Origin of the sequence: Rhodococcus sp. ACPA1 (assembly GCF_002300195.1) — a bacterium.
Classification (GTDB): Bacteria; Actinomycetota; Actinomycetes; order Mycobacteriales; family Mycobacteriaceae; genus Rhodococcus_F; species Rhodococcus_F opacus.
In genome coordinates this window covers 1,519,117-1,544,360 of record NZ_NSDX01000003.1, presented here as the reverse complement: position 1 = coordinate 1,544,360, position 25,244 = coordinate 1,519,117, and the positions used below count along the sequence as shown (strand labels likewise).

Below are 25,244 nucleotides of genomic sequence, written 5' to 3'. Positions count from 1 at the left end.
TCGTACCTGACGACAGCTTGACACGGGAGACCGACGTCCACACCGAAGTTGGCCGACAATTCCGGCCACCCTCCTCCCTTCCTGTCGGACAACTCCCCTACGGTGACGGAGTGACGTCGCCTTGGTCGGAGGGACAGGTCGCATCGGTCGCCCCCGATGCCGGCTCGCTCGCTGCCGCCGGAAAGCTGTCGGCCGCGTGGTCTGAGACGGGCAGCAACGGCGGCGCGCTCTGGGGACTGTGCCAGGGCAGCGGCAAGACCCCGTATCGATCGGTCGTCGACCTCTTCGGGCCGGCGTACAACTGCTCGTGTCCGAGCCGGAAATTTCCCTGCAAACACACGCTCGGGTTGTTGCTGATCTGGTCGCAGGGCCGGGTCCCGGAGCAGTCCGAACCGCCCCCGTTTGCGGCGGAATGGCTGAGCCGCAGGGCCGGGCGGGCAGCCGTGCCGGCGGCTGCGACCACCAAGACGGCCGGTGCGAAGGCCACCGAACGCCGGGCCGAGCGGGTGACGGCGGGCCTCGACGAACTCGACCTGTGGCTCACCGACCAGATCCGCGGCGGGCTCGGCGCAGCCGACATCTCGGCGTCCGCGTTCGACGCGATCGCGGCCCGGATGGTCGACGCGCAGGCGCCCGGCGTCGCGTCCGCGCTGCGTCGCCTGCCGATCGTCGTGGCCACCCGAGCAGACTGGCCGGACCGCTTGCTCCGCGAGTACGCCAGGCTGCACCTTCTCGTCGTCGCCCATCGCCGTCTGAGCGAACTACCGGAACCCCTGCAGGCCTCGGTGCGCTCACACGTGGGATACCCGGTGGCCACCGACAGCGTGCGCAGCGAGCCGGGAGTCCGCGACCGGTGGATGGTCCTGGGAATGCAGACCACCGAGGAGAAGCGCCTCTTCACCCGCAAGGTGTGGTTGATCGGCCGCGACCACGGTCGCCGCGCGATCCTCCTGGACTTCGCGCACGGCTCCGCGAACTTCTCGACAGTGGTCCCGCCGCTGGGATCGCTCGTCGACGCCACCCTGCACTTCTACCCCGGCGCCGCGACGCTGCGCGCCCAGTTCGGCGACGCCCACGAGACCCCCGAACCGTTCACCACGGTCGCACCGAGCGACATCGACACCGCTCTCGACCACTTCGCCGCCGCGGTCGGAGCCGACCCGTGGGTCCGCTCGTGGCCGGCTCTGCTCACCGGCGTCACCCCGGCGTTCGACGACGGGCACTGGTTCGTCGTCGACGCGCAGGGGCGCGCGTTGCCGCTCTCCGGCGAAGACCCCGTGCTGTGGCGGCTCCTCGGACTGTCCGGCGGCCGTCCCGTCACCGTGTTCGGTGAGTGGACCAGCGAAGCGCTGGTTCCCGTGTCGGTGTTCGATCGCGGCGACGTGTACCCGCTCGGGGCCGGCACACCCACGGCCGCGGTGGCGGGGAGTCGGCGATGAGCGAACTCCTGTCCGCCGCCCTTCTCGGCACGGCACGGACCGCCCCGTCGTTCGAGGATCTGGCCACCGGCGAACTGGCACAGACGGTCAACGGCGATCCGGCGGAGACACTGCTGGGCGCCGCCGCCCTCGAGAACGCGTACCGCGACGGCGGAGTCGCCGCCACCGCGCGCGTGCTGCCCGCGCCTGCCGAGGACGATCCGAGACTGCAGTTGCCGCCCGCGTCCGCGTCGCATCTGATGCAGTTGCTCGCGGCCAAGTCGTGGACTCTCACCGAGTGGTTCGCGGTCGTGGCCGAGCGGGATTACCGCGCGCCGGATCATCTCGTCGCCGACCTGATGGCCGTGGCCCGCACCAACGACACCCACCGCGAGAGCATTCTCCGACTGGTGGGTCCCCGCGGCCAATGGCTCGCCGCGCAGAACCAGGACTGGTCGATGCTGGTCCGCCGGTCCGATCGCACCGACGTGTGGACGCACGGCGCACACCAGGAACGACTGCAATGGCTCACGACCATGCGGGCGGTGAACCCGGCGGTCGCGATGGCCGAATTGAGCCGCACCTGGGATTCCGAACGGGGCGAGCACCGGGCGGCGTTCATCGCCGTTCTCGGAACGGGGCTGAGTGACGCCGACTCCGCCTTGCTCGAGCACGCACTCGACGACCGGCGGAAAGAGGTGCGCCAGCAGGCGGTCCAGTTGCTGCGGCAGCTGCCGAACTCCGCATACGCCGAGCGGATGGCGGCTCGCGCCCGGGCATGGGTGCGGGTGGAGAAGAAGCCGCTGCGCACCCGTCTCGTGGTGAACATGCCCGGTTCGCTTGATGATTCGGCCCGTCGTGACGGCATCGAGGACGTCCACTTCAAGAACAAGGGAATCCGCAGCTGGTGGTTGCGGATGGTGGTCACCGCCGCGCCCTTGTCGGTGTGGGAAGACATGATCGGCTCCGCCTCCACCGCGTTGGAGATCCGGATCGAAGACCAGTGGCGGGAGGTGATGACGGAGGCGTGGACCACCGCGACCGTGCTGCAACGCAATCCGCGCTGGGCGTCGGCTCTGCTGCACCGCGAAGGGCGGAAGACCGAACGCCGCGTCGTGCCGATCGTCCCCGCCCGCGAACGCCTCGCATACATCCTGTCGGGTCGCGCCGACTCCTACCTGCTGGGCGTCGACGGCGCCGCGCTGTTCGACGGTCTGCCCCACCCCTGGCCGCTCGACCTGGCCGAGCGGGTGATCACTCGCCTCGAAAACGTCGCCGGACGGCACGCCGAGACCGGCAAGGACCTCGGGCAATTCTCCCGGCACAGCCACTACTCGACCCTCCGCAGCGCCGAGACGCACTTCCCGTTCGCTGCGGCGCCGCTTCTCCGAGCAGCCGCCGAACGCACCCGGGATCCCGGCTGGCACCAGGCATTCGCCACTGTCGCCACCAACATCGACCACCGCAGAACAGTCCTGAAGGAGCTCGAGTGACCGAGATCGCGGCCGCCCAGGCCGACCTGCTACGCCCCCACGCCGAGCAGGCCTACGCCGACGAACTCGCCGCCCTCGCCGCGCACGACACCCGGCCCCGGCCACCGTCGTGGAAATTGTCTCCGTGGGCGGTCGTCACGTACCTGCTCGGCGGCGAACTCGACGACGGCACTGTCATCACCCCCAAATACGTCGGTCCCCGCCGGCTCATCGAAGTGGCCGTCGCGACGCTCGCGACCGATCGCGCGTTGCTTCTGCTCGGCGTCCCCGGAACCGCCAAGACGTGGGTGTCCGAACACCTGTCGGCGGCGGTCTCCGGCGAGTCGACCCTGCTCGTCCAGGGAACGTCGGGGACACCGGAGGAGGCCATCCGGTACGGCTGGAACTACGCCCGGCTTCTCGCCGAGGGCCCGACAGCGGGCGCACTCGTCCCGTCCCCCGTCATGACGGCCATGCAGGGCGGGCGGATCGCACGGGTCGAGGAACTCACCCGCATTCCCGCCGATGTGCAGGACGCACTCATCACCGTGCTGTCGGAGAAGACGCTGCCCATCCCCGAACTGGGCACCGAGGTGCAGGCCGCCAAGGGTTTCAACCTGATCGCCACCGCGAACGACCGCGACCGCGGGGTCAACGAACTGTCCTCCGCGCTGCGCAGGCGGTTCAACACGGTGGTACTGCCCCTGCCCGCCAACGAGGAGGACGAGGTCGCCATCGTCGCGCGGCGCGTCGAGCAACTCGGGTCCTCGCTGGAACTGCCGAAGGTCCCGGCGACCGTCGACGAGATCCGGCGTGTGGTCACCGTGTTCCGCGAACTCCGGTCGGGCGTCACCGGCGACGGCCGCACCACACTGAAGTCGCCGTCCGGAACGCTGTCGACGGCGGAGGCGATCTCGGTCGTCACCAACGGACTCGCCCTCGCCGCGCACTTCGGCGACGGGGTGCTCCGTCCGTCCGACGTCGCCGCCGGCATCCTCGGGTCGGTGCTGAAGGACCCGGTGGCCGACAAGGTGGTGTGGACCGAATACCTCGAGGCCGTGGTCCGCGAACGGGAGGACTGGGCCGACTTCTACCGGGCGTGCCGCGAGGTCACCGGGTGAACTCCGACGTCCGTGTCTTCGGCATCCGCCACCACGGGCCCGGTTCGGCACGATCGGTGCGTCGCGCCCTCGACGAATTCGTCCCCGACGCCGTCCTCATCGAAGGGCCCGCGGACGCCGATCCACTGGTCGCGTTGACCGTCTCCGACACCATGGAACCTCCGGTAGCCCTGCTCGCGTATGCCACCGGGGAGCCCAGGACGGCGGCATTCTGGCCGTTCGCCGTGTTCTCCCCGGAGTGGCAGGCGCTGTCGTGGGCGGCCGGACGCGGCGTCGACGTCCGCTTCTGCGACCTTCCCGCCGCCAACACCCTCGCCGCCGACGACTCCGAGCCCCGCTCCGAGGATCCGCTGACCCAGTTGGCCGCCGCGGCGGGCTACGACGACACCGAACGCTGGTGGGACGCCGTCATCGAATCAGGTTCGGGTCCCGACTCGTTCGACGCGATCACCGAGGCCATGACCGCCCTGCGGGACACCGTCGAACTCGACGAATCCACCAGCAGGCGCGAGGCGTACATGCGCCAGACGCTGCGGAAGGTGATCAAGGGCGGCGCGCAACGGATCGCGGTGGTGTGCGGCGCCTGGCACGCCCCGGCACTCGCCGGTCCTCTCGGACCGGCCACCTCGGACGCGCGAATCCTCAAGGGAATCCCCAAGATCAAGACCTCGCTCACGTGGGTGCCGTGGACACACTCACGACTGTCCGCGGCGTCGGGGTACGGCGCCGGGATCACCTCCCCCGGCTGGTATCACCACCTGTTCACCGCACCGGACCGGACGATCACCCGATGGCTCACGAAGGTCGCGCGGGTGCTGCGGGACGAGGACCTTCCCGTATCGAGTGCGCATGTCATCGAATCCGTCCGTCTCGCAGACACGTTGGCAGCGATGCGTGCGCGGCCGCTGGCCGGTCTCTCCGAGGTCACCGAGGCCACCCGCGCCGTGATGTGCGACGGCGACGACGTGCTGCTCGACCTGATCACGCGGCGACTCGTCGTCGGCGAGGCACTCGGCGCCGTCCCGGACGACACCCCGACAGTTCCCCTCGACGCCGACCTGAGGGCGCGGGCGAAAACTCTGCGGCTCGAGCAGCAGGCCACCGAGAAGACCATCGACCTCGACCTGCGCCGAGACAACGACGTCGCGCGGTCCCGGCTCCTGCATCGCCTGCAGATCCTCGGTGTCGGCTGGGGCACGCCGGCCGACAGCGACGTCCGCGGCACCGGCACGTTCCGCGAGACGTGGTCCCTCACCTGGAAACCCGAACTGGCGGTGTCGATCATCGAGGCGTCGCTGTGGGGCACCACCGTCGAGGCCGCGGCGACAGCGAAGGTGCGCGAGGAGGCGTCGTCCGGTGACGTCTCCCTCGCCCAGCTCACCGGGCTGCTGGAGCAGGCCTTGCTGTCGGATCTCGGGGATGCACTCGCCGAGTTGCTGCGCGCGCTGGAGACCGCGGCCACGCTCGACCACGACGTGATGCACCTGATGGATGCCCTGCCCGCGCTCACCCGCACGCTGCGATACGGCGACGTCCGCGGCACCGACGTCTCGTCCCTCACTCGCGTCACCGACAGCCTGCTCGTCCGCATCTGCGCGGGACTGCCCTCCGCGCTGTCGGGTCTGGACGACGACAGCGCACTCGACCTGCGCCGCGCCGTCGACGGCGTCCACGCGGCGGTGATGCTGCGCGACGACGATCGTGCGTCGGCGCGGTGGCTCGGCACGCTCGCCGGCCTCGTCGACCGCAGCGACGTGAACGGTCTCGTGATCGGACGCATGGTCAGATTGCTCCGCGACGCAGGCACCGTCAGCGAAACCGAGTCCGCCACCCGACTGTCGCGGGCGCTGTCCGTCGGCGCCGATCCCTCCGCCAAGGCGGGGTGGGTCGACGGCTTCCTCGGCGGCGGAGGGCTGCTGCTGGTCCACGACCGGCAGCTGCTGCGACTGCTCGACGGCTGGGTGTCGGGACTGCGCGAGCAGGACTTCGTCGACGTGCTCCCATTGCTGCGGCGCACGTTCGGCGGGTTCGAAACCGGGGAACGCCGGGCGATCGGGCAGTCCGTGGAGGGCGGGTCCGCGGAAGATGCCCGCGCCGAGGTCGACGCTCGTCGGGGCACGATCGCGATCCGGACCGTCGCGGACATTCTGGGGGTGAGGTCGTGACAGAGGACGCGGAGCGGCTCCGACGGTGGCGGCTGCTGCTCGGCAACGCCGCCGAGGAGTCCACCGGCGGTCTCGCGTCCAAGACGGACGCGGCGATGGACGGCGCTCTGGCCGCCCTGTACGACACCAGCAGTGAAGGGTCGAAGAGCCGCCGTCGCGGCGCGGGTCTCGGCGGATCGGCGCCGAAGGTCGCGCGCTGGCTCGGCGACATCCGCACCTACTTCCCGAGCACCGTCGTGCAGGTGATGCAGAAGGACGCCATCGACCGGCTCGGCCTCACCCAGCTGCTCCTCGAACCCGAACTGCTCGACGCCGTCGAACCGGACGTCCACCTCGTCGGCACGCTCCTGAGCCTGAACCGGGTGATGCCCGAGACCAGCAAAGCCACCGCCCGGATGGTCGTCGAGAAAGTGGTCCGGGAGGTGGAGGAACGGATCGCGCAGAAGACCAGGACCGCCGTCACCGGTGCCCTGAACCGGTCGGCCCGCATCACCAACCCCAAGTACCGCGACATCGACTGGAACCGCACCATCCGCGCCAACCTCGCGCACTACCTGCCCGAGTACAAGACGGTGGTGCCGGAGCGACTGCTCGGATACGGCCGCCGATCGCAGGCCGTGCACCGCGACGTCGTCCTCGCCATCGACCAGTCCGGGTCGATGGCGTCGAGCGTCGTGTACGCGTCCGTGTTCGGCGCGGTGCTCGCCTCGATGCGCGCGCTGAAGACGTCGCTGGTCGTGTTCGACACTGCGGTCGTCGACCTCACCGACAAGCTGTCCGATCCGGTCGACGTGCTGTTCGGCACGCAACTCGGCGGCGGCACCGACATCAACCGGGCCATCGCCTACAGCCAGTCACTGATCGACAGGCCGACGGAATCGCTGTTCGTGCTGATCTCGGACCTGTACGAGGGCGGGATCCGCGCGGAGATGCTGCGGCGGATGGCGGCGATGAAGAACGCAGGCGTCCAGGTGGTTGTTCTGCTGGCACTGTCCGACGACGGCGCCCCGTCGTTCGATCACGACAACGCAGCGGCCCTGGGTGGGCTCGGCATTCCCGCGTTCGCCTGCACTCCGGACAAGTTCCCGGAACTGCTGGCGCTCGCACTGGAACGCGGCGACATCGGCAGGTGGGCGGCCAGTCTCCAGACGGAGTAACCGGGGGGTCAGCCGGCGGCCATCCGGCGGTCGCTGTGCAGTTCGGGGTGCGCGTCGGCGCGGATCCTGAGCAGGACCAGTCCGGAGACCGAGGCGACGATCAGCGATGCGACCGTCCAGGGAACGTGCAGTTCGGAGATCCCGACTCCCGCACCGACGAGTCCCACGAAAAGCAGGCTCCACATGATCGCTTTGACTGGACCGGACCCCATGGCAATGCTCCTTCACCGAGATTACGTACATCCCCCGTGAGTTCTGGTGTGCGCGCAGAACGTTAGCCGCGTCACACTGGGGTCCCTGTGCGACACGTCGAAAACGCTCTTTCCGATACCAATCCGAGACCTGGACCCGTGAGTACTTCTCAACCGCAGGCGGTTGAGAAGTACTCACGGGGCGGCTAGATGATGCTGATGGTCCCCTGGGTGGTCGCCGACGCGAGCACCCGCAGGTGGTCGTCGGACCCGCCAAGGGTGTGCTCGATGGCGGTCAGCCGGCTCATGTAGTGCCCGACCGGATACTCCGCCGTCATGCCAATGCCGCCGTGCATCTGGATCGCTTCCTGCCCGATCGTGCGGGCGGAGCGGCCGATCTGCAGTTTGGCGCGGGAGGCGACCACCGGATCGACGGTTCCGTCGGCCAGCGACATGGTCGCGTAGAGACTCATGCTGCGAGCCAGTTCCAGCAGCACGTACATGTCGGCGGCACGGTGCGTGAGCGTCTGGAACTTCGCGATCGGGACACCGAACTGCTTGCGGGTCTTCAGGTACTCGGTGGTCAGCCGCAGCGCTTCCTCCATCGCACCGACGGCCTCCGCGCACAGTGCCGCCTGTGCCCGGATCTGCGCGCTCTCGATCGCCGACGACGCGTCGCCGCCCTCGCCGAGGGGCTCAGCCGGGGTGTCCGACAGTTCGACCTGCGCGGCCCGCAGTCCGTCGTGGGTCGCGTAGGCGGTGCGGGTCAGGCCGCCGGCGTCGGCGTCGACGAGGAACAGTCCGACCCCACCGTCCGGGAGTGCCGCCGTGACGACCAGGGTGTTCGCGCTGCCGCCGTGCGGAACGGGGTTCTTGGTGCCCGTGAGGGTCCACGCGTCGCCGTCCTTCTTCGCGGTCGTGGACACCTGGGTGGACGGCCAGCGCACACCCGGTTCCCGATCCGCGACGGCCAGGAGGAGGTTGCCCTCCGACACGTCGGGCAGAATCCGGCGGCGCTGCTCCGTGCTGCCGGCCGCAGCGATCAGACCGCCGGGGACGAGCACGGCGTCGAGGACGGGTTCGGGCGCGAGGCGGCGGCCGATCTCGGTCATCACCGATGCGACCTCGACCGGTCCGGCGCCCATTCCGCCGTCTTCCTCGTCGAAGCTCAGACCCAGCAGTCCCACCTCGGCGAGTTGCTTCCACACCTGCGGGCTCCACCCCAGCTCCGTGTCGGTGACGGCGTTGCGCTTCTCCGCGTCGTAGCTGCGGCCGAGCAGTTCGCGGGTGGTGTCGCGCAGCAGTTTCTGTTCGTCGGTCAGTTCGAAGTCCATGTCACGCCCTCACAATCCGAGGATCGAGGAGGCGATGATGCTGCGCTGCACTTCGCTCGATCCGCTGTAGATGGAAACCTTGCGGTAGTTCAGGTAGGTCGGAGCCGTCCGCTGCGCCCAGAGCGGCGAGGAGATGCCGTCACCGGCGGCGAAGGGCAGGGAGTCGGGTCCCGCGACGTCGGTCAGCAGTTCGAGGGTGGCCTGCTGCAGTTCGGACCCGCGCAGCTTCAGCAGCGACGACGCCGGGTTCGGCTTGCCGTCGGCCGAACTGGCGACCACCCGCAGCTGGGTGAGTTCGAGCGCGATGATCTCGTTCTCCAGCTCGGCGATCCGGGCGGCGAACAGCGGGTCGTCGAGCAGCGTCCCCTCGCCGACCGAGATCTCGGCGGCGCGTTCCTTCGCCTGCGCGAGACGGACTTTGGAGAATCCCAGCCGGGTCACACCGGTGCGCTCGTTGCCGAGCAGGAACTTGGCGTAGCTCCAGCCCTGGTTCTCCTCGCCCACGAGGTTCTCGGCCGGCACGCGCACGTCCTCGAAGAAGATCTCGTTGACCTCGTAGCCGCCGTCGATCAGCTTGATCGGGCGCACCGTGACGCCGGGCGTCTTCATGTCGACGAGGATGAACGAGATACCGGCCTGCTTCTTGGGAGCGTCCGGGTTGGTGCGGGCGAGGACGAAGATCCAGTCGGCGTGCTGCGCCAGGGTGGTCCACGTCTTCTGGCCGTTGATCACGTAGTCGTCGCCGTCGCGGACGGCGCGGGTCTTCAGCGACGCGAGGTCGGAGCCGGCCTCGGGTTCGGAGAATCCCTGGCACCACCAGATGTCGAGGTTGGCGGTCGGGGGAAGGAACTTCTCCTTCTGCTCCTGCGAACCGAATGCCGCGATGACGGGGCCGACCATGCTGGTGTTGAACGCAAGCGGCTCGGGTACCGACGCGAGCTGCAGTTCGTCGAGCCAGATGTGCTTCTGCACCGGCGTCCAGTCGCGGCCGCCCCACTCGACCGGCCAGTGCGGCGTCGCGAGACCGTTGGCGTTCAGAATCCGCTGGGACTCGATGAACCCTTCCTTCCCCACTTCCTCTCCACGCGCATACCGCTCGCGGATCTCCGCCGGAATCTGCGTGGTGAAGAACGTTCGCATCTCGTCGCGGAACGCCAGCTCCTCGTCGGTCAAGGCCAGATTCATCGGAATTCCTTCGCACTCGAGGTCGGATTCATGTTCTGGTCCCGACGTTACTCCCTCGTGCGGCTCCGCCGCCCGTGAGTACTTGTCAACCGCCCGCGGTTGACAAGTACTCACGGGTCAGGCCGTGCGGAGGACGAGCAGGTACGCACCTCCGGCGGCGTCGATCTGCGTCTCGACGTTCAGTTCCGGTGCGAGACGGGACAACCTGTCGAGCAACCACTCCGCCGCGTCCTCGGCGTCCGATTTGCCCGGGCACCGCGCCACCGCCACCCGGCCACCCTTGCGGCCGAGCTGTTCGACCACACCGATGATCGGAGCGGGATCGACGACGAACAACCGGTCGGGCCACGGCACGACCGGTTTGACGGCACCCTTCTTGGTGTTGCACGCGCGGTGGGCGAGGCGTTCGACGCCGCCCTTCGCCTTGGCTTTCTTCGCGGTGACGACGCTGTCGATGCTGGGGCCGCGCGGATCGTTGACCGACATGTCGGGATCCACCGGTTCGTCACACAGCCAGCAACGCCACGACTCGCGGTCGCCGACCTCTCGAAGAGTACTCATGGGCGCCAACGCTACCCGTGCGACTAGACCGGATCGAAGCCGGAAATCAGCCAGTTCTCGCCGGACTTGGTCAGCTCGACGTTGATGCTCGTCGCCGTCACCGCCGGTTCCGGTTTCGCCGCACTGGTGGTGGTCTGGTTGACGAACAGCAGCACGGTCGCGGTGTCGGCCGCCACCTCGACCGGACCGGACGCGGCCACCGTCGCCTGGGTGGCCACCTGACTCTCCTTGGCCGCCGGCACGACGACGTCCGTCGTGAACTGGGTGTAGTAGTCGAGGAACTCCCCCGTCAGGCGTTCCTTCGCGGCACCGACGTCGTTCTCCACCGTGTCCGGCTTGTACGACAGCAGGGCGATCGCGCCCTGCGAAGCGGTATCGGTGACGGCGGCGCGGACGGTGTCGTCGACACGCCGGTCGGGCCGGTAGAGCGTGAAGTACAGGACCCCCGCCAGCACGGCCACGACCGCGGTGAGCGCGCCCAGGATCAGGAGGAGTCTGCGCGACTTCGGCGATGCGTCGGTACTCACTGCACGAACCCTGCCTTCACGATCTTGTATGTGCCGTCCTCGAGTTGCATCGTCACGCGCATTCTCTGACCGCGCGGTTCCTCGGCAGCGCCGCCCGCGTTGGACACCTTCTGCGCGACCGCCACGAGCACGTCCGCGGAGTCGCCGTTCTGCGCCTCGATCGCAGCCTGGCGCACCTCCCCCTGGGACTTGACCTTCGCCTCCTGCATGACCGCGATCAGGTCAGCGGACCGAGCGTCGAATTCGTCGCGAAATTCTCCGGCCGAACCGTCGAGCACCTTCTGCACGTCTTCGTCGGCCCGCTCGAAGTCCATCGTCGTCAGATTCACGACGCCCTGGCGCGCTGCATCGAGGATTTCGGATCTCTGCTGCGCCTCCTGCTCCGCCTGCCGGTGCGTGTAGCCGAAGTAGCCGCTCACCGCGAGAAACGCGAGCGCGAGGACGGCCAGAACCACCACACTCGCGGTGACGGCCGGCGTCCGGGCCTGGGGAGCGGCGTCCTCACCGGTGGGCTCTTCCGCCATGGAGTTCCTTCCGTCGTGCCGTGCCTCTGTTACCTGCATCACGTCAGATGCTACCGGGTAGTCATATCAAATATTTTTCGGTGCCTCCCGTCGGCAGATCCGCGGGCGCAAAGGCGCGTGGGAGACCCCGCGTACGGTCGGTGATCATTACTGTTGAAGAGAAGGCAGGCGACTCGAAGGGGATCCACGATGACCAGCGATTCAGGCGCACGCAGCCGCGTGCAGTTCGGTGCCGGGGCGACGCCGGAACTCGTCAGTTCCGAGGGACGGACCATCATCGCGGACGCCGTGGTCGCCAAGATCGCCGGTATCGCCACCCGTGAGATCAACGGCGTCTACGACGTCGGCGGCGGCACCGCACGCGCTGTCGGCGCTCTCCGCGATCGGATCCCCGGCGCCCGCGTCAACCACGCCCAGGGCGTCGCCGTCGAAGTCGGCGAGAAACAGGCCGCCATCGACATCGGCATCGTCGCGGAGTACGGCGTCGCACTGCACGAACTCGCGGTCGGCATCCGCCGCAACGTCATCGCGGCCGTCGAGCGCATGACCGGGCTCGAAGTGACCGAAGTGAACATCACCGTCTTCGACGTCATGCTGTTCGACGAATCCGAGGCCGCGTCCGAACTCGACGGCAAACCGAGGGTGCAGTGACCGGACCACTTCCACCGGATACCCACGCCGAGGACATCTCCGAACGCATCGTCGCGGCCGTCCTCGCAACGCCCGGGGTGGCAGCGATGCACGGCGGCGCGTTCGGTGAAGTCGCGACCTACCTGCCCGGACGCCGGGTGACCGGGGTGACCGTCGGCCCCACGTCCTGTGCCGTCCACCTCGCGGCGCGCTACCCCGCCAACGTCGTCGACACCGCCGAAAGAGTGCGGGCCGCAGTGGAATCGCTGGTGGACGTCCCCGTCGACGTGACCATCGAAGATCTCCTGACAGAGACAGGACAAGCTCAATGAACAGCACAATCACAGGCCTGATCGTCGGGTTACTTCTCGCCATCGCCGGGATCCTCGGTGGTTTCAGCGGATTCGTCTTCGCCGTCCTCCTCGGCGCGCTGGGTATGGCCGTCGGCGCGCACCGCGACGGCCACCTCGACCTCGGCGCCATCCTCCGAAGCCGCGGCCGTGGCTGAACCCTTCACCGCACCCCCCGCCGGTCCCCACGACGACGCGGCGCTCGACGACACCGCCCTGCGCGGCGAACTGGTCATCAAGGAGCGCGCCGTCGTGAAGATCGCCGTCGCCGCGGCGCTCCAGGTACCCGGCGTCGTCAAGCAGTCCGGTGGGCTGTCCCGCCTGACGGGCCGGGAACTGCCCCGCGCCGACGTCTCGACGGGAGCGGGCGCCGTCGCGATCAACCTGTACATCGCGGTGCAGTGGCCGTGCCACCTCGACCTCGTCAACCGCCGGCTCCGCGCGCAGGTGCACCGTCAGGTCGAGCAGATGACGGGCATGCCGGTCATCGAACTCAACATCGTGGTCGTCGGAACGGAATCCGCAGCCCCCGAAGACAGTTCGACCGAAAGCCGCTACTCCGAACAAGGCGACCCGGCCGTGCCGCCCGCCCCGGTGGCACCCATCCGGCCACGCACGCCGCGTGCGACCCCGGCCGCCGTGCCCGCCGCAATCATCGTCGCCGTCGGAGCCCTCGGTCTCGCGGTCGTCGCGGCGCGTGAGCTGCTCATCATGCGCGGCACCTTCGCCAACGCGCCCTGGATCCGCAACACCGTGCAATGGCTGGGCCGCCTGCACTGGTCCGAGTGGATCGTCCCCGTCGCGGCAGGCGCGATCGTCCTGGGGGTCGTGTTCATCGTCGCGGCCCTCAAACCGCGGCCGCGCACCCACCTGCCGCTCGCGGTGGGTGAGACCTCGATCGTCTGGCTGCGCCCCACGGACCTCGCACGCAATTCCAGTAGCCACGCCAAGACCGTCCCCGGGGTGCTGTCGGCGCACACGACAGTCGACCGCAAGCACGTCACCGTCCGCGTGGTGCGCACCGAATCGACACCCGCCGGCGACGTGGCCATCTCCGTCCGCGAGGCAGTGGAACCGACGCTGTCGCTGCTCGGCACGTCCCCCGAACTCCGAGTGCAGGTGAAGCCGTGAGACATCGGACCGCCGCCGTCAACCGGGTCATCGTCCTGATCGTCGGGCTCGCACTCCTCGGGTTCGGCGTCTACGCCGTGGCCTGGGACCTGCAGGTTCCGATCGTCCGCGAATGGGTGTCGCGGTACGACCGCGCGCGCGTCACCGCACTCCCCGACCAGGACTGGTGGGGCTGGGCGCTCGCCGCCACGGTCGTCGTGGGACTGGTCTTCGGGATCGTGCTCCTCGCCCTGGACCTCACCCGGCGACGCACGTCCCCCGTCGCCGTACCGGATCGCGAATCGGGCACCTACGTCACCGTCGATCTCGGCTCCCTCGCCAACGGGGTCGCCAGTGAACTCGCACAGTACCCCGGAGTCCGGCAGACACGCGCTCGCGCCGTCATCGAACGCGGCCTCCCCACCCTGTCGATCGTCGTGACCGCCGACCCCACCCTCGACATCTACGACTTCACCCGCAAATCCGAGGACGTCGCGTCGTGGGTCGCATCGACCCTCGGCGGTGAAGAGGTCGCCACCCAGGTCCTGCTCCACCTCGACCGCGCCGACCACCCGGTGCACGTCGAAAGCTGACGCGGGGCGTTCCGGTCTCGGTAGGTTCGGTGCCATGGAGTACGTGGTGTTCTACACGACCGATCCGACCACCGCCGCCCGGATCCCGGAGATCTATCCACGGCACCGGGAGTACCTCGACGCGTTCGCCGCGGAAGGTGGGCTCCTCGGTATCGGACCGTTCGACGACCCGGCGAACAACGGATCGATGGCGATCTTCAGCAGCCGCGAGCGAGCAGAACAGTTCATCGCCCGCGACCCGTTCGTTCTCGAAGGCATCGCACATCCCGGCGACATCCGAGAATGGGATGCGCTGAACTACCGCTGAGTCCGTACCCCGAAAACGCCAATGGCGCCCACCCCCGGGGGGTGAGCGCCATTGGCGTTGGTGGAGCTAGATCACTTGTTGATCTTCGTGACCTTGCCGGCGCCGACGGTACGGCCGCCTTCGCGGATCGCGAAGCGCAGGCCCTCGTCCATGGCGACGGGCTGGATCAGCTTGACGGACATCTCGGTGTTGTCACCGGGCATGACCATCTCGGTGCCCTCGGGCAGCGTCACAACGCCCGTCACGTCCGTGGTACGGAAGTAGAACTGCGGACGGTAGTTGTTGAAGAACGGCGTGTGGCGGCCGCCCTCGTCCTTGGACAGGATGTACGCCTGGCCCTCGAACTCGGTGTGCGGGGTGGTGGTGCCGGGCTTGACGACAACCTGTCCACGCTCGACATCTTCGCGCTTGATACCACGAACCAGCAGACCGACGTTGTCACCGGCCTGGCCCGAGTCGAGGAGCTTGCGGAACATCTCGATACCCGTGACCGTGGTCTTGGTCTTGGTTTCCTTGATGCCGACGATCTCGACGTCCTCGTTGACGTTGATCACGCCACGCTCGATACGACCGGTGACGACGGTGCCACGACCGGTGATCGTGAAAACGTCCTCGACGGGCATGAGGAAGGGCTTCTCGGTCTCGCGGACCGGGTCCGGGATGGACTCGTCGACCGCAGCCATGAGCTCGAGGATGTTCTTGGTCCACTCCGGGTCGCCCTCGAGCGCCTTGAGAGCGGAGACCTTGACAACCGGAGCGTCCTCGTCGAACTCCTGCGCAGCGAGGAGCTCACGGACCTCCATCTCGACGAGCTCGATGATCTCGTCGTCGTCCACCATGTCGGCCTTGTTCAGGGCGACGAGGATGTACGGCACGCCGACCTGGCGGGCGAGCAGCACGTGCTCACGCGTCTGGGGCATCGGGCCGTCGGTGGCCGCGACCACGAGGATGGCGCCGTCCATCTGCGCCGCACCGGTGATCATGTTCTTGATGTAGTCGGCGTGACCGGGAGCATCGACGTGCGCGTAGTGGCGCTTCTCGGTCTGGTACTCAACATGCGAGATGTTGATCGTGATACCGCGAGCCTTCTCCTCAGGAGCCTTGTCGATCTCGTCGAAGGCCGAAGCCTCGTTGAGATCCGGGTACGCGTCGTGCAGAACCTTGGTGATGGCCGCGGTCAGCGTGGTCTTGCCGTGGTCGACGTGACCGATGGTGCCGATGTTCACGTGCGGCTTCGTCCGCTCGAACTTCGCCTTCGCCACTGTGTGTCCTCCTGGACTGATTGATGCTTGCGGTATGCAGCAGTGCGGTTGTTATTACTGGGTCGTGCTTCGGCCGGCTGGAACCGAGGTTACTCGCCGGTCGCCTTGGCGATGATTTCCTTCGAGACGTTCGCGGGAACCTCTGCGTAGGAATCGAACACCATGGAGAAGTTCGCCCGGCCCTGGGTCTTCGACCGCAGATCACCGATGTAACCAAACATCTCCGAGAGCGGAACCAGCGCCTTCACGACACGGGCACCACTGCGTTCCTCCATGGCCTGGATCTGGCCACGGCGGGAGTTCAGGTCGCCGATCACGTCACCCATGTACTCCTCGGGTGTGGTGACCTCGACAGCCATGAGCGGCTCGAGAATGACCGGGCCGGCCTTGCGGGCGGCTTCCTTCAGCGCCTGCGAACCGGCAACCTTGAAGGCCATTTCCGACGAGTCGACGTCGTGGTACGCACCGTCGAGCAGCGACAGCTTCAGGTTCACCAGCGGGTAGCCGGCAAGAACGCCGTACTGCATCGCGTCCTGCGCGCCTGCATCCACGGAAGGGATGTACTCGCGAGGGATGCGGCCGCCGGAGACCTTGTTCTCGAACTCGTAGGTGGCACCGTCTTCGCCGACGAACGGCTCCAGCGCGATGATCACCTTGGCGAACTGGCCCGATCCACCCGTCTGCTTCTTGTGGGTGAAGTCGTGCTTCTCGACCTTCTTGGTGATGGTCTCGCGGTAGGCAACCTGCGGCTTGCCGACGTTGGCCTCGACCTTGAACTCGCGACGCATACGGTCGACGAGGATGTCGAGGTGGAGCTCGCCCATGCCGCCGATGACGGTCTGGCCGGTCTCCTCGTCGAGCTCGACGGAGAACGTCGGGTCCTCTTCGGCGAGCTTCTGGATCGCGGTGCCCAGCTTCTCCTGGTCGGACTTGGTCTTGGGCTCGATCGAGACCTGGATGACCGGGTCCGGGAAGCTCATGGACTCGAGCACGATCGGCGCGTCCTGTGCACACAGGGTGTCACCGGTCGTGGTGTCCTTCAGACCGATCATCGCGTAGATGTGGCCGGCCACGGCCTCGTCGACCGGGTTCTCCTTGTTGGCGTGCATCTGGAAGAGCTTTCCGATGCGCTCCTTCTTGCCCTTGGTCGCGTTCATGACCTGGGCGCCCGGATCGATCCGGCCGGAGTACACGCGGACGAACGTCAGCTTGCCGAAGAACGGGTGCGAAGCGATCTTGAAGGCCAGAGCCGAGAACGGCTCTTCCTTGCTCGGCTTACGCGTGAGGATCTCTTCTTCGTTGCCCAGGGCGTGACCCTGGACCTCGCCGATGTCCAGCGGGTTCGGCAGGTAGTCGATGACCGCGTCGAGCATGGGCTGAACGCCCTTGTTCTTGAACGCGGAACCACACAGCACCGGGTACAGCTCGGAGTTGACCGTCATCTTGCGGATGGCGCCCTTGATCTCCTCGACGGAGAGCTCCTCGCCGGCGAAGTACTTCTCCATGAGCTTCTCGTCGGACTCGGCGACCGTCTCGAGCAGCTTCTCGCGGTACTCGGCAGCCTTGTCGGCGAGATCGGCCGGGATCTCCTCGATGGTGGGCTCGGCGCCGATGGCGACCGTGCCACGCCAGGTGACAGCCTTCATCTCGACCAGGTCGACGACGCCGTCGAAGTCGTCCTCGGCGCCGATCGGCAGCTGGAGAACGAGCGGCTTCGCGCCGAGGCGGTCGATGATGGTCTGGACCGTGAAGTAGAAGTCCGCGCCCATCTTGTCCATCTTGTTGACGAAACAGATGCGCGGAACGTCGTACTTGGCGGCCTGACGCCACACCTGCTCCGACTGGGGCTCGACGCCCTCTTTGCCGTCGAACACTGCGACGGCGCCGTCGAGCACGCGGAGCGAACGCTCCACCTCGACGGTGAAGTCGACGTGGCCCGGCGTGTCGATGATGTTGATCTGGTTGTTGTTCCAGAAGCAGGTCACCGCGGCAGAGGTGATCGTGATGCCGCGTTCCTTCTCCTGTTCCATCCAGTCCGTGGTCGAGGCACCGTCGTGCGTCTCACCGATCTTGTAGTTGACACCGGTGTAGAACAGGATGCGCTCGGTGGTCGTGGTCTTGCCGGCATCGATGTGCGCCATGATGCCGATGTTGCGGACCTTGTTCAGGTCGGTCAGCACTTCCTGTGCCACAGGATTCTTCCCCGCTCGTAGCTCGTGTATCGGGTGTCGGCCTCCCCGGTGTTCCACCAGCGGGGCCATTGTCTCGAGTTGTAGATCAGCCGGTCCCCGGTAGGGGCCCGACGTGCGACGACGCCGGAGCAGTCACGGTAGGTGACTGCTCCGACGTGACGTCACCAGCGGTAGTGGGCGAATGCCTTGTTGGCTTCGGCCATCTTGTGAGTGTCCTCACGGCGCTTCACAGCGGCACCCAAGCCGTTGCTGGCATCGAGGAGCTCGTTGGCGAGACGCTCGACCATGGTCTTCTCGCGGCGCTGCCGGGAGAAGGTCACGAGCCAGCGGAGCGCGAGGGTGGTGGAGCGGCCCGGACGGACCTCGACCGGCACCTGGTAGGTGGCGCCACCGACACGGCGGCTGCGGACCTCGAGGGCAGGCTTGACGTTGTCCAGTGCGCGCTTGAGGGTGACGACCGGATCGGTACCGGTCTTCTCGCGCGCCTGCTCGAGTGCTTCGTAGACGATGCGCTCGGCGGTGGACTTCTTGCCGTCCAGGAGAATCTTGTTGACGAGCTGCGTCACCAGGGGCGAACCGTAGACCGGGTCGTTGATGAGCGGACGCTTCGGAGCGGGGCCCTTACGTGGCATTAGCTCTTCTCCTTCTTGGCGCCGTAGCGGCTGCGGGCCTGCTTGCGGCCCTTGACACCCTGGGTGTCGAGCGAGCCACGGATGATCTTGTAGCGCACACCGGGGAGGTCCTTCACACGACCACCGCGGACGAGCACCATCGAGTGCTCCTGCAGGTTGTGACCCTCGCCCGGGATGTAAGCGGTGACCTCGACGGAGCTGGTCAAGCGCACACGCGCGACCTTACGGAGCGCCGAGTTCGGCTTCTTCGGGGTGGTGGTGTACACGCGGGTGCACACGCCACGACGCTGCGGGCTGCCCTTGAGGGCTGCCGTCTTGACCTTCGCGGTCTTGTCGCGGCGGCCCTTGCGGACCAGCTGGTTGATGGTTGGCATTTACCGGCTTTCTTCGTGTTGAACAGACTGCTCTGGACAAGCAACCTTGGCTGTTCTGAAATTAGGGATCTAGCAGTTGGGGCAAGAGAGCTGCTGCCCCTCACCCGCACCTCGAGCTGCACCCGAGGTCGGGTGTGTCGCATACCCCCACACAGGCAGCCGGATGCTCGTTCCATGCAGAAATCTGCACGAACGCGCGCACGGCAATACCTCGCTAGGCACACAGATCGGCCCGGGCATGCCGGACACGACCCACAACGATACCCGGCGGCGCGCCGGAAGGTCAAAGTGGGCTGGCAGTGGTAAGGGCTGACCTGCGATATGGGGTACTGCTCGGAGCTGTCGGTACGGACACGGGCACATCAACTACTCAGATTGAGCGTCAGATCCGCAAGCGTCGATGCCGCTTCACACGGGTCTGCCGCCCCCGTCTGGAACTGTACCCACCAGCCGACGACGCCCGCGGAGGGTGATCCGACCGTCACTCCGCACGCCCCCGGATCACCGGGGGGACGCATCACGACGGCCTTGCGACCCTGGATGGTGGAGGACTCCACGGTGTAGCCGAGCTTCTCGCCGGTCGACTTCTCCGTGTCGAGTGAACCCGTCTCGAACCAGTTGAACGTCACCTTCACGGGACCGTTGGCGCCGACCGCGTCCCAGCGGCAGATCGCGCCGAAGAAGCCCCGTTCGATGGCGTCGGCGCCGACGGTCTGGGCGATCTGTTCGTCGGCGACGGCGTTGCACTCCTCCAACAGGGCCGTGAACTGTTCGGTGTCACCGGACGAGGACGCCCCCTCCGCCCTGGGCGAGCCCTCGATCGTCGACCCGCACCCCGCGATCAGCCCGACCGCAGTGGCCGCGGCCAGCACCCGCACGGCACGCCACGTCCCGCCGTTCATCACTCCCCCGCTCATTTGGCCCTCGACACGCTGAGTTCGGCGAGATCACGCGCCACCGTGCACGGGTCCGCCGCGGGTTGCGCGTCCGCGTACATCACCGACCAGTGGACGAAGTCGCCCCCGAACTCCACGCCGAGTTCACACAGAATTCCTTCGGACGATGCGATGAATCCGGGATGCCCCTGGACGTCGATGTCGGTGGCCGGCCTGCCGATCAGCTCGGAACCTGCCCGCTCGCGGCCGATGGGACTGCCGCGGTACCAGGAGAACGTCACGCTGGGACCGCCTATTCCCGCGGTTTCCCACTCGCAGCCGACGGAATTTCGCGTCACGCCGGTGAAGGGCGGCATCCCGAACGCCTTCGCGACCTCGTCGTCGGTGACCGAACCGCACTGACCGAAGAACGGGCCCGGATCGGTCACCTGCGGGAGTTGCTGCGCGGCAGGATCGGTACCGGAATCGTCTCCGTCTCCCCCACAGCCGGCCAGACCGGCGGCGACGGTGATCAGGACGAGCGCTCCCCATTTCCGGCCCATGGTCGGTGACTCTACCGATCCCCGCGCTCTTTGCCCGGTCAGTCGAGAACGGCCGCGTCCAGCGGCCGCGGCTGTGCCGACGGTAACGCCGCATCCAGCTGCGCCGCCCACTGCCGCACGATCTCCCCTCGTCGTTTGGAGTCGTCCGTGAGCACGTCGGCGAGGCCGAGTCCGCGGGCGAGATCCAGGGTGGCCTGGACGAGCCGGTGCGCCACCGGATCGGCGTCGTCGAATCCGAAGTGTTCGACGGCGGTGCGGTGCGCGACCCGGCCGAACCGTTCCTCGAGCGGCACGATCCGCGCCCGGAGTTCGGGGTCGGCGGCCGCAGCCGTCCAGACCTGCAGCGCCGCCTTGAACAGGGTGCCCGTGTAGTAGTCGACGAGCCGCGACACCACGGCCTCGGTGCGCCCCTCCCCGGTCGGCAGGTCGGTGGCCTCGCGCCGGGCCTGCTCCATCCGGGCGTCGAACATGACCTCGAGCGCCGCGGTGATGAGGTCCTCGCGGGTCGGGAAGTGGTGCTGGGTCGCGCCGCGGGACACCCCGGCGCGCTGCGCGACCAGGCTCACCGTGGTGGCACCCCAGCCCAACTCGGCGAGGCAGTCGATGGTGACCTCGAGGAGGTGTCCGCGCGTGACCCGGCTACGGTCCTGCTTCGGTTCGCGGGTCATGTGTCACTTCCTCTCGTTGCGCTGCGCGCCCGTGAGTGCTCGACGAGTCCTGAGACTCGTCAACCACGCACGGGGCCGGAGGCCCATCTCGGCGGCCGCTTCTGCAGGAACGCCATCATGCCTTCCCGTGCCTCCTCGGATTCGAACAGCCTCGCCGACTGGGCGGTCAGCTCGTCGGTGTAGCGGTCGAAATCGGCGAGCACACCGCGCGTCGTCAGGGTCTTCGACTCGGCCAGGCCCTGCGGCGACGCCTGCCGCAACTGGTCGAGCACTTCCTCGACGGTGTCCTCGGGATCCTCGGCGGACTCGCTGATCAGCCCGATGGCCTCCGCCTCGTGGGCACCGAACTTCTCGCCCGTGAGGAGGTAGCGGCTCGCGGCGCGCGAATCGATCCGGGGCAGCACGGTCAACGAGATGATCGACGCGGCGAGTCCGAGCCGGACCTCGGTGAGCGCGAACGTGCTGCGCGGGCCGGCGACGGCGATGTCGCAGGCCCCGACCAAGCCCATGCCCCCGGCCCGGACGTGACCGTCGATCCGGGCGATCACCGGCTTGGGCAACTCGACGATGGCCCGCAGCAGGTCGGCCATCTGCCGGGTGCGCGAGCCGACGTCGCCGGACGTCTCACTCAGATCCGCACCGGCGCAGAACGTGCCGCCGGTGTGGGTGAGGACGACGCCGCGGACGTCGTCGTCCGCGGCGGCGTCCCGCAATCCCTGCAGCAGTTCGTCCACGAGCCTGCCGGAGATCGCGTTCCTGTTGTGGGGCGAATCGAGGGTGAGGGTGGCGAACCCCCGGTTCACCTCGTACCGGACGTACCGGTCGGCTTCCACGTCGGTCATGTGCTGTCCGTTCGACATCAGTACGACTTCGGCAGCCCGAGCGAGTGCTGGGAGACGAAGTTGAGGATCATTTCCCGGCTCACCGGGGCAACACGGGCGATGCGTGCCGCGCCGAGCATCGCCGCGAGACCGTATTCCTTGGTCAGGCCTGCGCCGCCGTGCGTCTGGACGGCCTGGTCGAGTGCCTTGATGCTGGCCTCGGCGGCGGCGTACTTGGCCATGTTGGCGGCCTCGGCGGCGCCGAAGTCGTCGCCAGTGTCGTAGAGGACGGCCGCCTTCTGCATCATCAGCTTGGCGAGTTCGAGTTCGATCTTGATCTGCGCCAGCGGATGCGAGATGCCCTGGTGCGCGCCGATCGGCTGCTTCCACACCGTGCGTTCCTTCGCGAACCGCACCGCGGCGTCCAGCGCGTAGCGGCCCATGCCGATCGCCATGGCGGCGCCGAGGATGCGTTCGGGGTTGAGACCCGCGAACAGCTGCATCAACGCCGCATCGGCCTCACCGACGAGGGCGTCGGCGGGTAGCCGGACGTCGTCGAGGAACAGCATGAACTGGTGGTCGGGCTCGACGATGTCCATCTCCATCGGCGTCTTCACGAAGTTCTCGGCGTCGGTGGGGACGATGAACAGCGCGGGCTTCAGCTTGCCCGTCTTCGAGTCCTCGGTCCGCGCGACGATCAGCACGGCGTCGGCCTGGTCGACCCCGGAAATGTAGATCTTGTTCCCCGACAGCAGCCAATCGTCACCGTCTCGACGAGCGGTGGTCGTGATCTGGTGCGAGTTCGAACCCGCGTCGGCCTCGGTGATGCCGAACGCCATGATCTTCGAACCGTCGGCAATGCCGGGGAGCCAGGTCTGCTTCTGCTCCTCGGTGCCGTACTTGCCGATGATCGTGCCGCAGATGGCCGGCGACACGACCACCAGCAGGAGGCCGGCGCCGTGGGCCGCGAGTTCTTCCTGGACGAGGGCGAGTTCGTAGATACCTGCGCCGCCGCCCCCGTACTCCTCGGGGAGGTTGACGCCGAGGAAGCCGAGTTTACCTGCCTCGTTCCACAATTCGGTCAGCGGTTCGCTGCGCCGCGCCCGGGGCAGCACGTAGTCGACGTAGTTGAATCGCTCCCCGAGCCTCGACACGGAGGCCCGGAGTTCCTTCTGTTCTTCTGTCTCGATGAAGCTCATGACACTCCTTCAGGCTGCACTGCTTCGACTACTGCCAGGACCGTTCCCACGTCGACCTGCTGACCGGCGGTCACGGAAAGTTCGGTGAGGACACCGGAAGCCGGCGCCTTGATCGTGTGTTCCATCTTCATCGCCTCGAGCCACACGATCGGCTGACCGGCGGTCACGGAGTCGCCGGCCGCGGCGCCGAGGCGGATGACGGAACCCGGCATCGGCGCGAGCAGCGACCCCTCGGCGATGACGGCGCTCGGATCGGTGAATCGCGGTGCGGCGAGCAGGCTCACCGGGCCCAGGGCGGAGTCGACGAACACGTCGTCCCCGTACCGGGACACCTCGAACGAGCGGCGCAGCCCCGCGACGTCCAGTGCGACGTGCCGCGCCGTGGCCGACACGAGCGCGACGTCGTCGAAGCCCTCGGCCTTCAGCCCGTACCGGGTGAGCAGGTACCGGATCTCGATGTCACCGTCGGTTCCCGTGAACGTCTTGCTCTGCGGCGCGGACGCCAGGTTCCGCCATCCGCTGGGCAGCGAGGTGTTCACGGTCGCGACGTCGCGGTTGTGCGCGGCGTCCGCGAGTGCGGCGGCCAGCGCCGACAGTCGCTCGGTGTCGGCCGAGGCCAGCGGACGTGCCAGCACGTCCAGCCCGTGCGTGTCGAAGAAGGCGGTGTCCGTGTCGCCGGCGAGGAATGCCGGGTGACGGAGCACGTTGACGAGGAGGTCGCGGTTGGTGCGCAGTCCGTGGATCTGCGCACGGCTCAGGGCCGTGGCCAGACGGGTGGCCGCCTGCGTGCGGGTGGGCGCGAACGAGATGACCTTCGCCAGCATCGGGTCGTAGTGCACCCCGACGGTGGATCCGTCGACCACGCCGGAGTCGAGGCGGATGCCCGGGGTGCGGAGAAGGTCGAATTCGACCGCGTTCTCGGGTAGATCCAGGCGGTGGACCGGTCCGCTCTGCGGCTGCCAGTTCTGCGCCGGATCCTCGGCGTACAGCCGGACCTCGATGGAATGGCCGGACACCGCCGGCGACTCGGCGTCGAGCGCGTGCCCGTTCGCCACCTGCAGTTGCAGGTCCACGAGGTCGAGGCCGGTGGTGCATTCGGTGACCGGGTGTTCCACCTGCAGCCGGGTGTTCATCTCGAGAAAATAGAACTCCCCCGCGTCCGGGTCATCTCCCCCTCGCTCCGCTCGACCGGAAGCGAGGAACTCGACCGTCCCCGCACCCTCGTAGTCGATGGCCTTCGCCGCGAGCCGGGCGGCCTCGAACAGTCGCTCGCGCATCCCGGGGACGGCTTCGACCAACGGTGACGGCGCCTCTTCCACCACCTTCTGGTGCCGCCGCTGGATGGAGCATTCACGCTCCCCCACCGCCCAGACGGTTCCCTGCCGGTCGGCCATCACCTGGACCTCGATGTGCCTGCCCGTTTCCAGGTAGCGCTCGCAGAACACGGTCGGGTCACCGAAGGCCGATTGCGCTTCGCGGCGGGCGCCTTCCAGTTGTTCCGGGAGGTCCGCGAGCTCACGCACGACACGCATGCCGCGTCCGCCGCCGCCTGCGGACGCCTTGACGAGAACGGGCAGGTCCGCTTCGGTGACGGCGCCCGGGTCGAGTTCGGCCAGCACCGGGACTCCGGCGGCGGCCATCATCTTCTTGGACTCCACCTTCGAACCCATCATCTCGATGGCGGGCGCGGGCGGCCCGATCCACGTCAGCCCCGCGTCGTGGACGGCGCGCGCGAAGTCCGCATTCTCGGAGAGGAACCCGTAGCCGGGGTGGATGGCATCGGCGCCGGCGAGCAGTGCCGCCTCGATGACGAGGTCACCGCGCAGGTACGTGTCGGCGGGACTGTTGCCCGGCAACCGGACCGCGGTGTCGGCCTCGGCGACGTGGGGGCTGAGGGCGTCGGCGTCCGAGAACACGGCGACGGTCCCGATGCCTGCGCGGCGGCAGGTGGCGAAGACGCGGCGGGCGATCTCACCGCGATTGGCAACCAGTACGGACTGGATCATTTCGGGC

27 protein-coding genes are annotated in these 25,244 nt (G+C 67.9%); 11 read left to right on the top strand and 16 right to left on the bottom strand.

Annotated elements, in window-relative coordinates; translation table 11 throughout:
• Positions 1-110: 110 nt before the first annotated feature.
• Genes CJ177_RS17725 through CJ177_RS17705 form a run of 5 tightly spaced genes read left to right on the top strand, consistent with a single transcriptional unit; the run spans position 111 to position 7,333 of the window.
• Positions 111-1,439 (top strand): SWIM zinc finger family protein, encoded by a 1,329-nt coding sequence (locus CJ177_RS17725; protein WP_061700676.1) that lies wholly within the window; start codon positions 111-113, stop codon positions 1,437-1,439.
• Positions 1,436-2,911: a DUF5691 domain-containing protein gene (locus CJ177_RS17720; RefSeq protein ID WP_061700675.1), complete on the top strand. Its 1,476-nt coding sequence runs from the start codon at positions 1,436-1,438 to the stop codon at positions 2,909-2,911. The genes CJ177_RS17725 and CJ177_RS17720 overlap by 4 nt, the downstream gene beginning before the upstream one ends.
• Entirely contained in the window at positions 2,908-4,011 is a 1,104-nt protein-coding gene (locus CJ177_RS17715; protein ID WP_061044580.1) for an AAA family ATPase, read from the top strand. The genes CJ177_RS17720 and CJ177_RS17715 overlap by 4 nt, the downstream gene beginning before the upstream one ends.
• Positions 4,008-6,176, top strand: a complete 2,169-nt coding sequence (locus CJ177_RS17710) for a DUF5682 family protein (RefSeq protein ID WP_179443235.1) — start codon at positions 4,008-4,010, stop codon at positions 6,174-6,176. The genes CJ177_RS17715 and CJ177_RS17710 overlap by 4 nt, the downstream gene beginning before the upstream one ends.
• Positions 6,173-7,333 (top strand): VWA domain-containing protein, encoded by a 1,161-nt coding sequence (locus tag CJ177_RS17705; protein ID WP_095868193.1) that lies wholly within the window; start codon positions 6,173-6,175, stop codon positions 7,331-7,333. Before CJ177_RS17710 ends, CJ177_RS17705 begins: the two co-directional genes overlap by 4 nt.
• Before the next feature lie 8 nt (positions 7,334-7,341).
• Here CJ177_RS17705 and CJ177_RS17700 read toward each other — a convergent pair whose 3' ends face one another.
• The 6 genes from CJ177_RS17700 to CJ177_RS17675 form a co-directional block, all read right to left on the bottom strand.
• Positions 7,342-7,545, bottom strand: a complete 204-nt coding sequence (locus CJ177_RS17700) for a hypothetical protein (RefSeq protein ID WP_005252231.1) — start codon at positions 7,543-7,545, stop codon at positions 7,342-7,344.
• A gap of 185 nt (positions 7,546-7,730) precedes the next feature.
• Entirely contained in the window at positions 7,731-8,858 is a 1,128-nt protein-coding gene (locus CJ177_RS17695; RefSeq protein WP_095868192.1) for an acyl-CoA dehydrogenase family protein, read from the bottom strand.
• 9 nt (positions 8,859-8,867) lie between these two features.
• Complete coding sequence (locus CJ177_RS17690; RefSeq protein WP_009474615.1) at positions 8,868-10,043, bottom strand: acyl-CoA dehydrogenase family protein; 1,176 nt, start codon at positions 10,041-10,043, stop codon at positions 8,868-8,870.
• Positions 10,044-10,160: 117 nt separating this feature from the next.
• Positions 10,161-10,604, bottom strand: a complete 444-nt coding sequence (locus CJ177_RS17685) for a hypothetical protein (protein WP_005252226.1) — start codon at positions 10,602-10,604, stop codon at positions 10,161-10,163.
• A 23-nt stretch (positions 10,605-10,627) separates the two neighbouring features.
• The gene (locus CJ177_RS17680; protein WP_095868191.1) at positions 10,628-11,131 is read right to left on the bottom strand and encodes a twin-arginine translocation pathway signal; all 504 of its coding nucleotides are present in this window, start codon (positions 11,129-11,131) and stop codon (positions 10,628-10,630) included.
• Entirely contained in the window at positions 11,128-11,655 is a 528-nt protein-coding gene (locus CJ177_RS17675; protein WP_025433109.1) for a hypothetical protein, read from the bottom strand. The genes CJ177_RS17680 and CJ177_RS17675 overlap by 4 nt, the downstream gene beginning before the upstream one ends.
• A gap of 189 nt (positions 11,656-11,844) precedes the next feature.
• On the opposite strand from CJ177_RS17675, the gene CJ177_RS17670 reads away from it, so the two are divergent.
• Genes CJ177_RS17670 through CJ177_RS17645 form a run of 6 tightly spaced genes read left to right on the top strand, consistent with a single transcriptional unit; the run spans position 11,845 to position 14,645 of the window.
• Positions 11,845-12,306, top strand: a complete 462-nt coding sequence (locus CJ177_RS17670; RefSeq protein WP_005252221.1) for an Asp23/Gls24 family envelope stress response protein — start codon at positions 11,845-11,847, stop codon at positions 12,304-12,306.
• On the top strand, positions 12,303-12,617 hold the full coding sequence (locus tag CJ177_RS17665) for an Asp23/Gls24 family envelope stress response protein (protein ID WP_005252220.1): 315 nt from the start codon (positions 12,303-12,305) through the stop codon (positions 12,615-12,617). Before CJ177_RS17670 ends, CJ177_RS17665 begins: the two co-directional genes overlap by 4 nt.
• Complete coding sequence (locus tag CJ177_RS17660; protein ID WP_005252219.1) at positions 12,614-12,793, top strand: hypothetical protein; 180 nt, start codon at positions 12,614-12,616, stop codon at positions 12,791-12,793. Before CJ177_RS17665 ends, CJ177_RS17660 begins: the two co-directional genes overlap by 4 nt.
• Entirely contained in the window at positions 12,786-13,766 is a 981-nt protein-coding gene (locus tag CJ177_RS17655; RefSeq protein WP_095868190.1) for a DUF6286 domain-containing Asp23/Gls24 family envelope stress response protein, read from the top strand. The genes CJ177_RS17660 and CJ177_RS17655 overlap by 8 nt, the downstream gene beginning before the upstream one ends.
• A complete protein-coding gene (locus CJ177_RS17650; RefSeq protein WP_005252212.1) occupies positions 13,763-14,338 on the top strand; it encodes a hypothetical protein in 576 nt (191 codons plus the stop codon). The genes CJ177_RS17655 and CJ177_RS17650 overlap by 4 nt, the downstream gene beginning before the upstream one ends.
• Before the next feature lie 34 nt (positions 14,339-14,372).
• Positions 14,373-14,645: a YciI family protein gene (locus tag CJ177_RS17645; protein ID WP_061044587.1), complete on the top strand. Its 273-nt coding sequence runs from the start codon at positions 14,373-14,375 to the stop codon at positions 14,643-14,645.
• A gap of 71 nt (positions 14,646-14,716) precedes the next feature.
• Here the strand turns inward: CJ177_RS17645 and tuf are convergent, their stop codons facing one another.
• The 10 genes from tuf to CJ177_RS17595 form a co-directional block, all read right to left on the bottom strand.
• Positions 14,717-15,907: an elongation factor Tu gene (tuf, locus tag CJ177_RS17640; protein ID WP_005252203.1), complete on the bottom strand. Its 1,191-nt coding sequence runs from the start codon at positions 15,905-15,907 to the stop codon at positions 14,717-14,719.
• Between the two features lie 89 nt (positions 15,908-15,996).
• Positions 15,997-18,099, bottom strand: a complete 2,103-nt coding sequence (fusA, locus tag CJ177_RS17635) for an elongation factor G (protein WP_005252201.1) — start codon at positions 18,097-18,099, stop codon at positions 15,997-15,999.
• A gap of 161 nt (positions 18,100-18,260) precedes the next feature.
• Positions 18,261-18,731, bottom strand: a complete 471-nt coding sequence (rpsG, locus tag CJ177_RS17630; protein ID WP_005252199.1) for a 30S ribosomal protein S7 — start codon at positions 18,729-18,731, stop codon at positions 18,261-18,263.
• Positions 18,731-19,105, bottom strand: a complete 375-nt coding sequence (gene rpsL / locus CJ177_RS17625) for a 30S ribosomal protein S12 (RefSeq protein WP_005252198.1) — start codon at positions 19,103-19,105, stop codon at positions 18,731-18,733. Before rpsL ends, rpsG begins: the two co-directional genes overlap by 1 nt.
• 362 nt (positions 19,106-19,467) lie before the next feature.
• Positions 19,468-20,007 (bottom strand): DUF3558 domain-containing protein, encoded by a 540-nt coding sequence (locus CJ177_RS17620; RefSeq protein WP_005258138.1) that lies wholly within the window; start codon positions 20,005-20,007, stop codon positions 19,468-19,470.
• Positions 20,008-20,018: 11 nt separating this feature from the next.
• Positions 20,019-20,543 carry a DUF3558 domain-containing protein gene (locus tag CJ177_RS17615; protein ID WP_025433110.1) on the bottom strand — a complete coding sequence of 175 codons (525 nt, stop codon included), beginning with the start codon at positions 20,541-20,543 and terminating at the stop codon, positions 20,019-20,021.
• A 38-nt stretch (positions 20,544-20,581) separates the two neighbouring features.
• A complete protein-coding gene (locus CJ177_RS17610; protein ID WP_005252194.1) occupies positions 20,582-21,211 on the bottom strand; it encodes a TetR/AcrR family transcriptional regulator in 630 nt (209 codons plus the stop codon).
• A 59-nt stretch (positions 21,212-21,270) separates the two neighbouring features.
• Complete coding sequence (locus CJ177_RS17605; RefSeq protein ID WP_095868189.1) at positions 21,271-22,071, bottom strand: enoyl-CoA hydratase family protein; 801 nt, start codon at positions 22,069-22,071, stop codon at positions 21,271-21,273.
• The gene (locus CJ177_RS17600; protein WP_005252190.1) at positions 22,071-23,231 is read right to left on the bottom strand and encodes an acyl-CoA dehydrogenase family protein; all 1,161 of its coding nucleotides are present in this window, start codon (positions 23,229-23,231) and stop codon (positions 22,071-22,073) included. Before CJ177_RS17600 ends, CJ177_RS17605 begins: the two co-directional genes overlap by 1 nt.
• On the bottom strand, positions 23,228-25,237 hold the full coding sequence (locus CJ177_RS17595) for a biotin carboxylase N-terminal domain-containing protein (protein ID WP_095868253.1): 2,010 nt from the start codon (positions 25,235-25,237) through the stop codon (positions 23,228-23,230). Before CJ177_RS17595 ends, CJ177_RS17600 begins: the two co-directional genes overlap by 4 nt.
• Positions 25,238-25,244 lie beyond the last annotated feature (7 nt).

What these genes read in the sequence shown, in the direction of transcription:
- CJ177_RS17720 (WP_061700675.1), top strand. Translation starts at nt 1,436, where the DNA reads ATGAGCGAACTCCTGTCCGCCGCCCTTCTCGGCACGGCACGGACCGCC.
- CJ177_RS17700 (WP_005252231.1), bottom strand. Translation starts at nt 7,545, where the DNA reads ATGGGGTCCGGTCCAGTCAAAGCGATCATGTGGAGCCTGCTTTTCGTG.
- CJ177_RS17695 (WP_095868192.1), bottom strand. Translation starts at nt 8,858, where the DNA reads ATGGACTTCGAACTGACCGACGAACAGAAACTGCTGCGCGACACCACC.
- CJ177_RS17690 (WP_009474615.1), bottom strand. Translation starts at nt 10,043, where the DNA reads ATGAATCTGGCCTTGACCGACGAGGAGCTGGCGTTCCGCGACGAGATG.
- CJ177_RS17685 (WP_005252226.1), bottom strand. Translation starts at nt 10,604, where the DNA reads ATGAGTACTCTTCGAGAGGTCGGCGACCGCGAGTCGTGGCGTTGCTGG.
- CJ177_RS17675 (WP_025433109.1), bottom strand. Translation starts at nt 11,655, where the DNA reads ATGGCGGAAGAGCCCACCGGTGAGGACGCCGCTCCCCAGGCCCGGACG.
- CJ177_RS17670 (WP_005252221.1), top strand. Translation starts at nt 11,845, where the DNA reads ATGACCAGCGATTCAGGCGCACGCAGCCGCGTGCAGTTCGGTGCCGGG.
- CJ177_RS17660 (WP_005252219.1), top strand. Translation starts at nt 12,614, where the DNA reads ATGAACAGCACAATCACAGGCCTGATCGTCGGGTTACTTCTCGCCATC.
- CJ177_RS17645 (WP_061044587.1), top strand. Translation starts at nt 14,373, where the DNA reads ATGGAGTACGTGGTGTTCTACACGACCGATCCGACCACCGCCGCCCGG.
- rpsG (WP_005252199.1), bottom strand. Translation starts at nt 18,731, where the DNA reads ATGCCACGTAAGGGCCCCGCTCCGAAGCGTCCGCTCATCAACGACCCG.
- rpsL (WP_005252198.1), bottom strand. Translation starts at nt 19,105, where the DNA reads ATGCCAACCATCAACCAGCTGGTCCGCAAGGGCCGCCGCGACAAGACC.
- CJ177_RS17620 (WP_005258138.1), bottom strand. Translation starts at nt 20,007, where the DNA reads ATGAACGGCGGGACGTGGCGTGCCGTGCGGGTGCTGGCCGCGGCCACT.
- CJ177_RS17615 (WP_025433110.1), bottom strand. Translation starts at nt 20,543, where the DNA reads ATGGGCCGGAAATGGGGAGCGCTCGTCCTGATCACCGTCGCCGCCGGT.
- CJ177_RS17610 (WP_005252194.1), bottom strand. Translation starts at nt 21,211, where the DNA reads ATGACCCGCGAACCGAAGCAGGACCGTAGCCGGGTCACGCGCGGACAC.
- CJ177_RS17605 (WP_095868189.1), bottom strand. Translation starts at nt 22,071, where the DNA reads ATGTCGAACGGACAGCACATGACCGACGTGGAAGCCGACCGGTACGTC.
- CJ177_RS17600 (WP_005252190.1), bottom strand. Translation starts at nt 23,231, where the DNA reads ATGAGCTTCATCGAGACAGAAGAACAGAAGGAACTCCGGGCCTCCGTG.
- CJ177_RS17595 (WP_095868253.1), bottom strand. Translation starts at nt 25,237, where the DNA reads ATGATCCAGTCCGTACTGGTTGCCAATCGCGGTGAGATCGCCCGCCGC.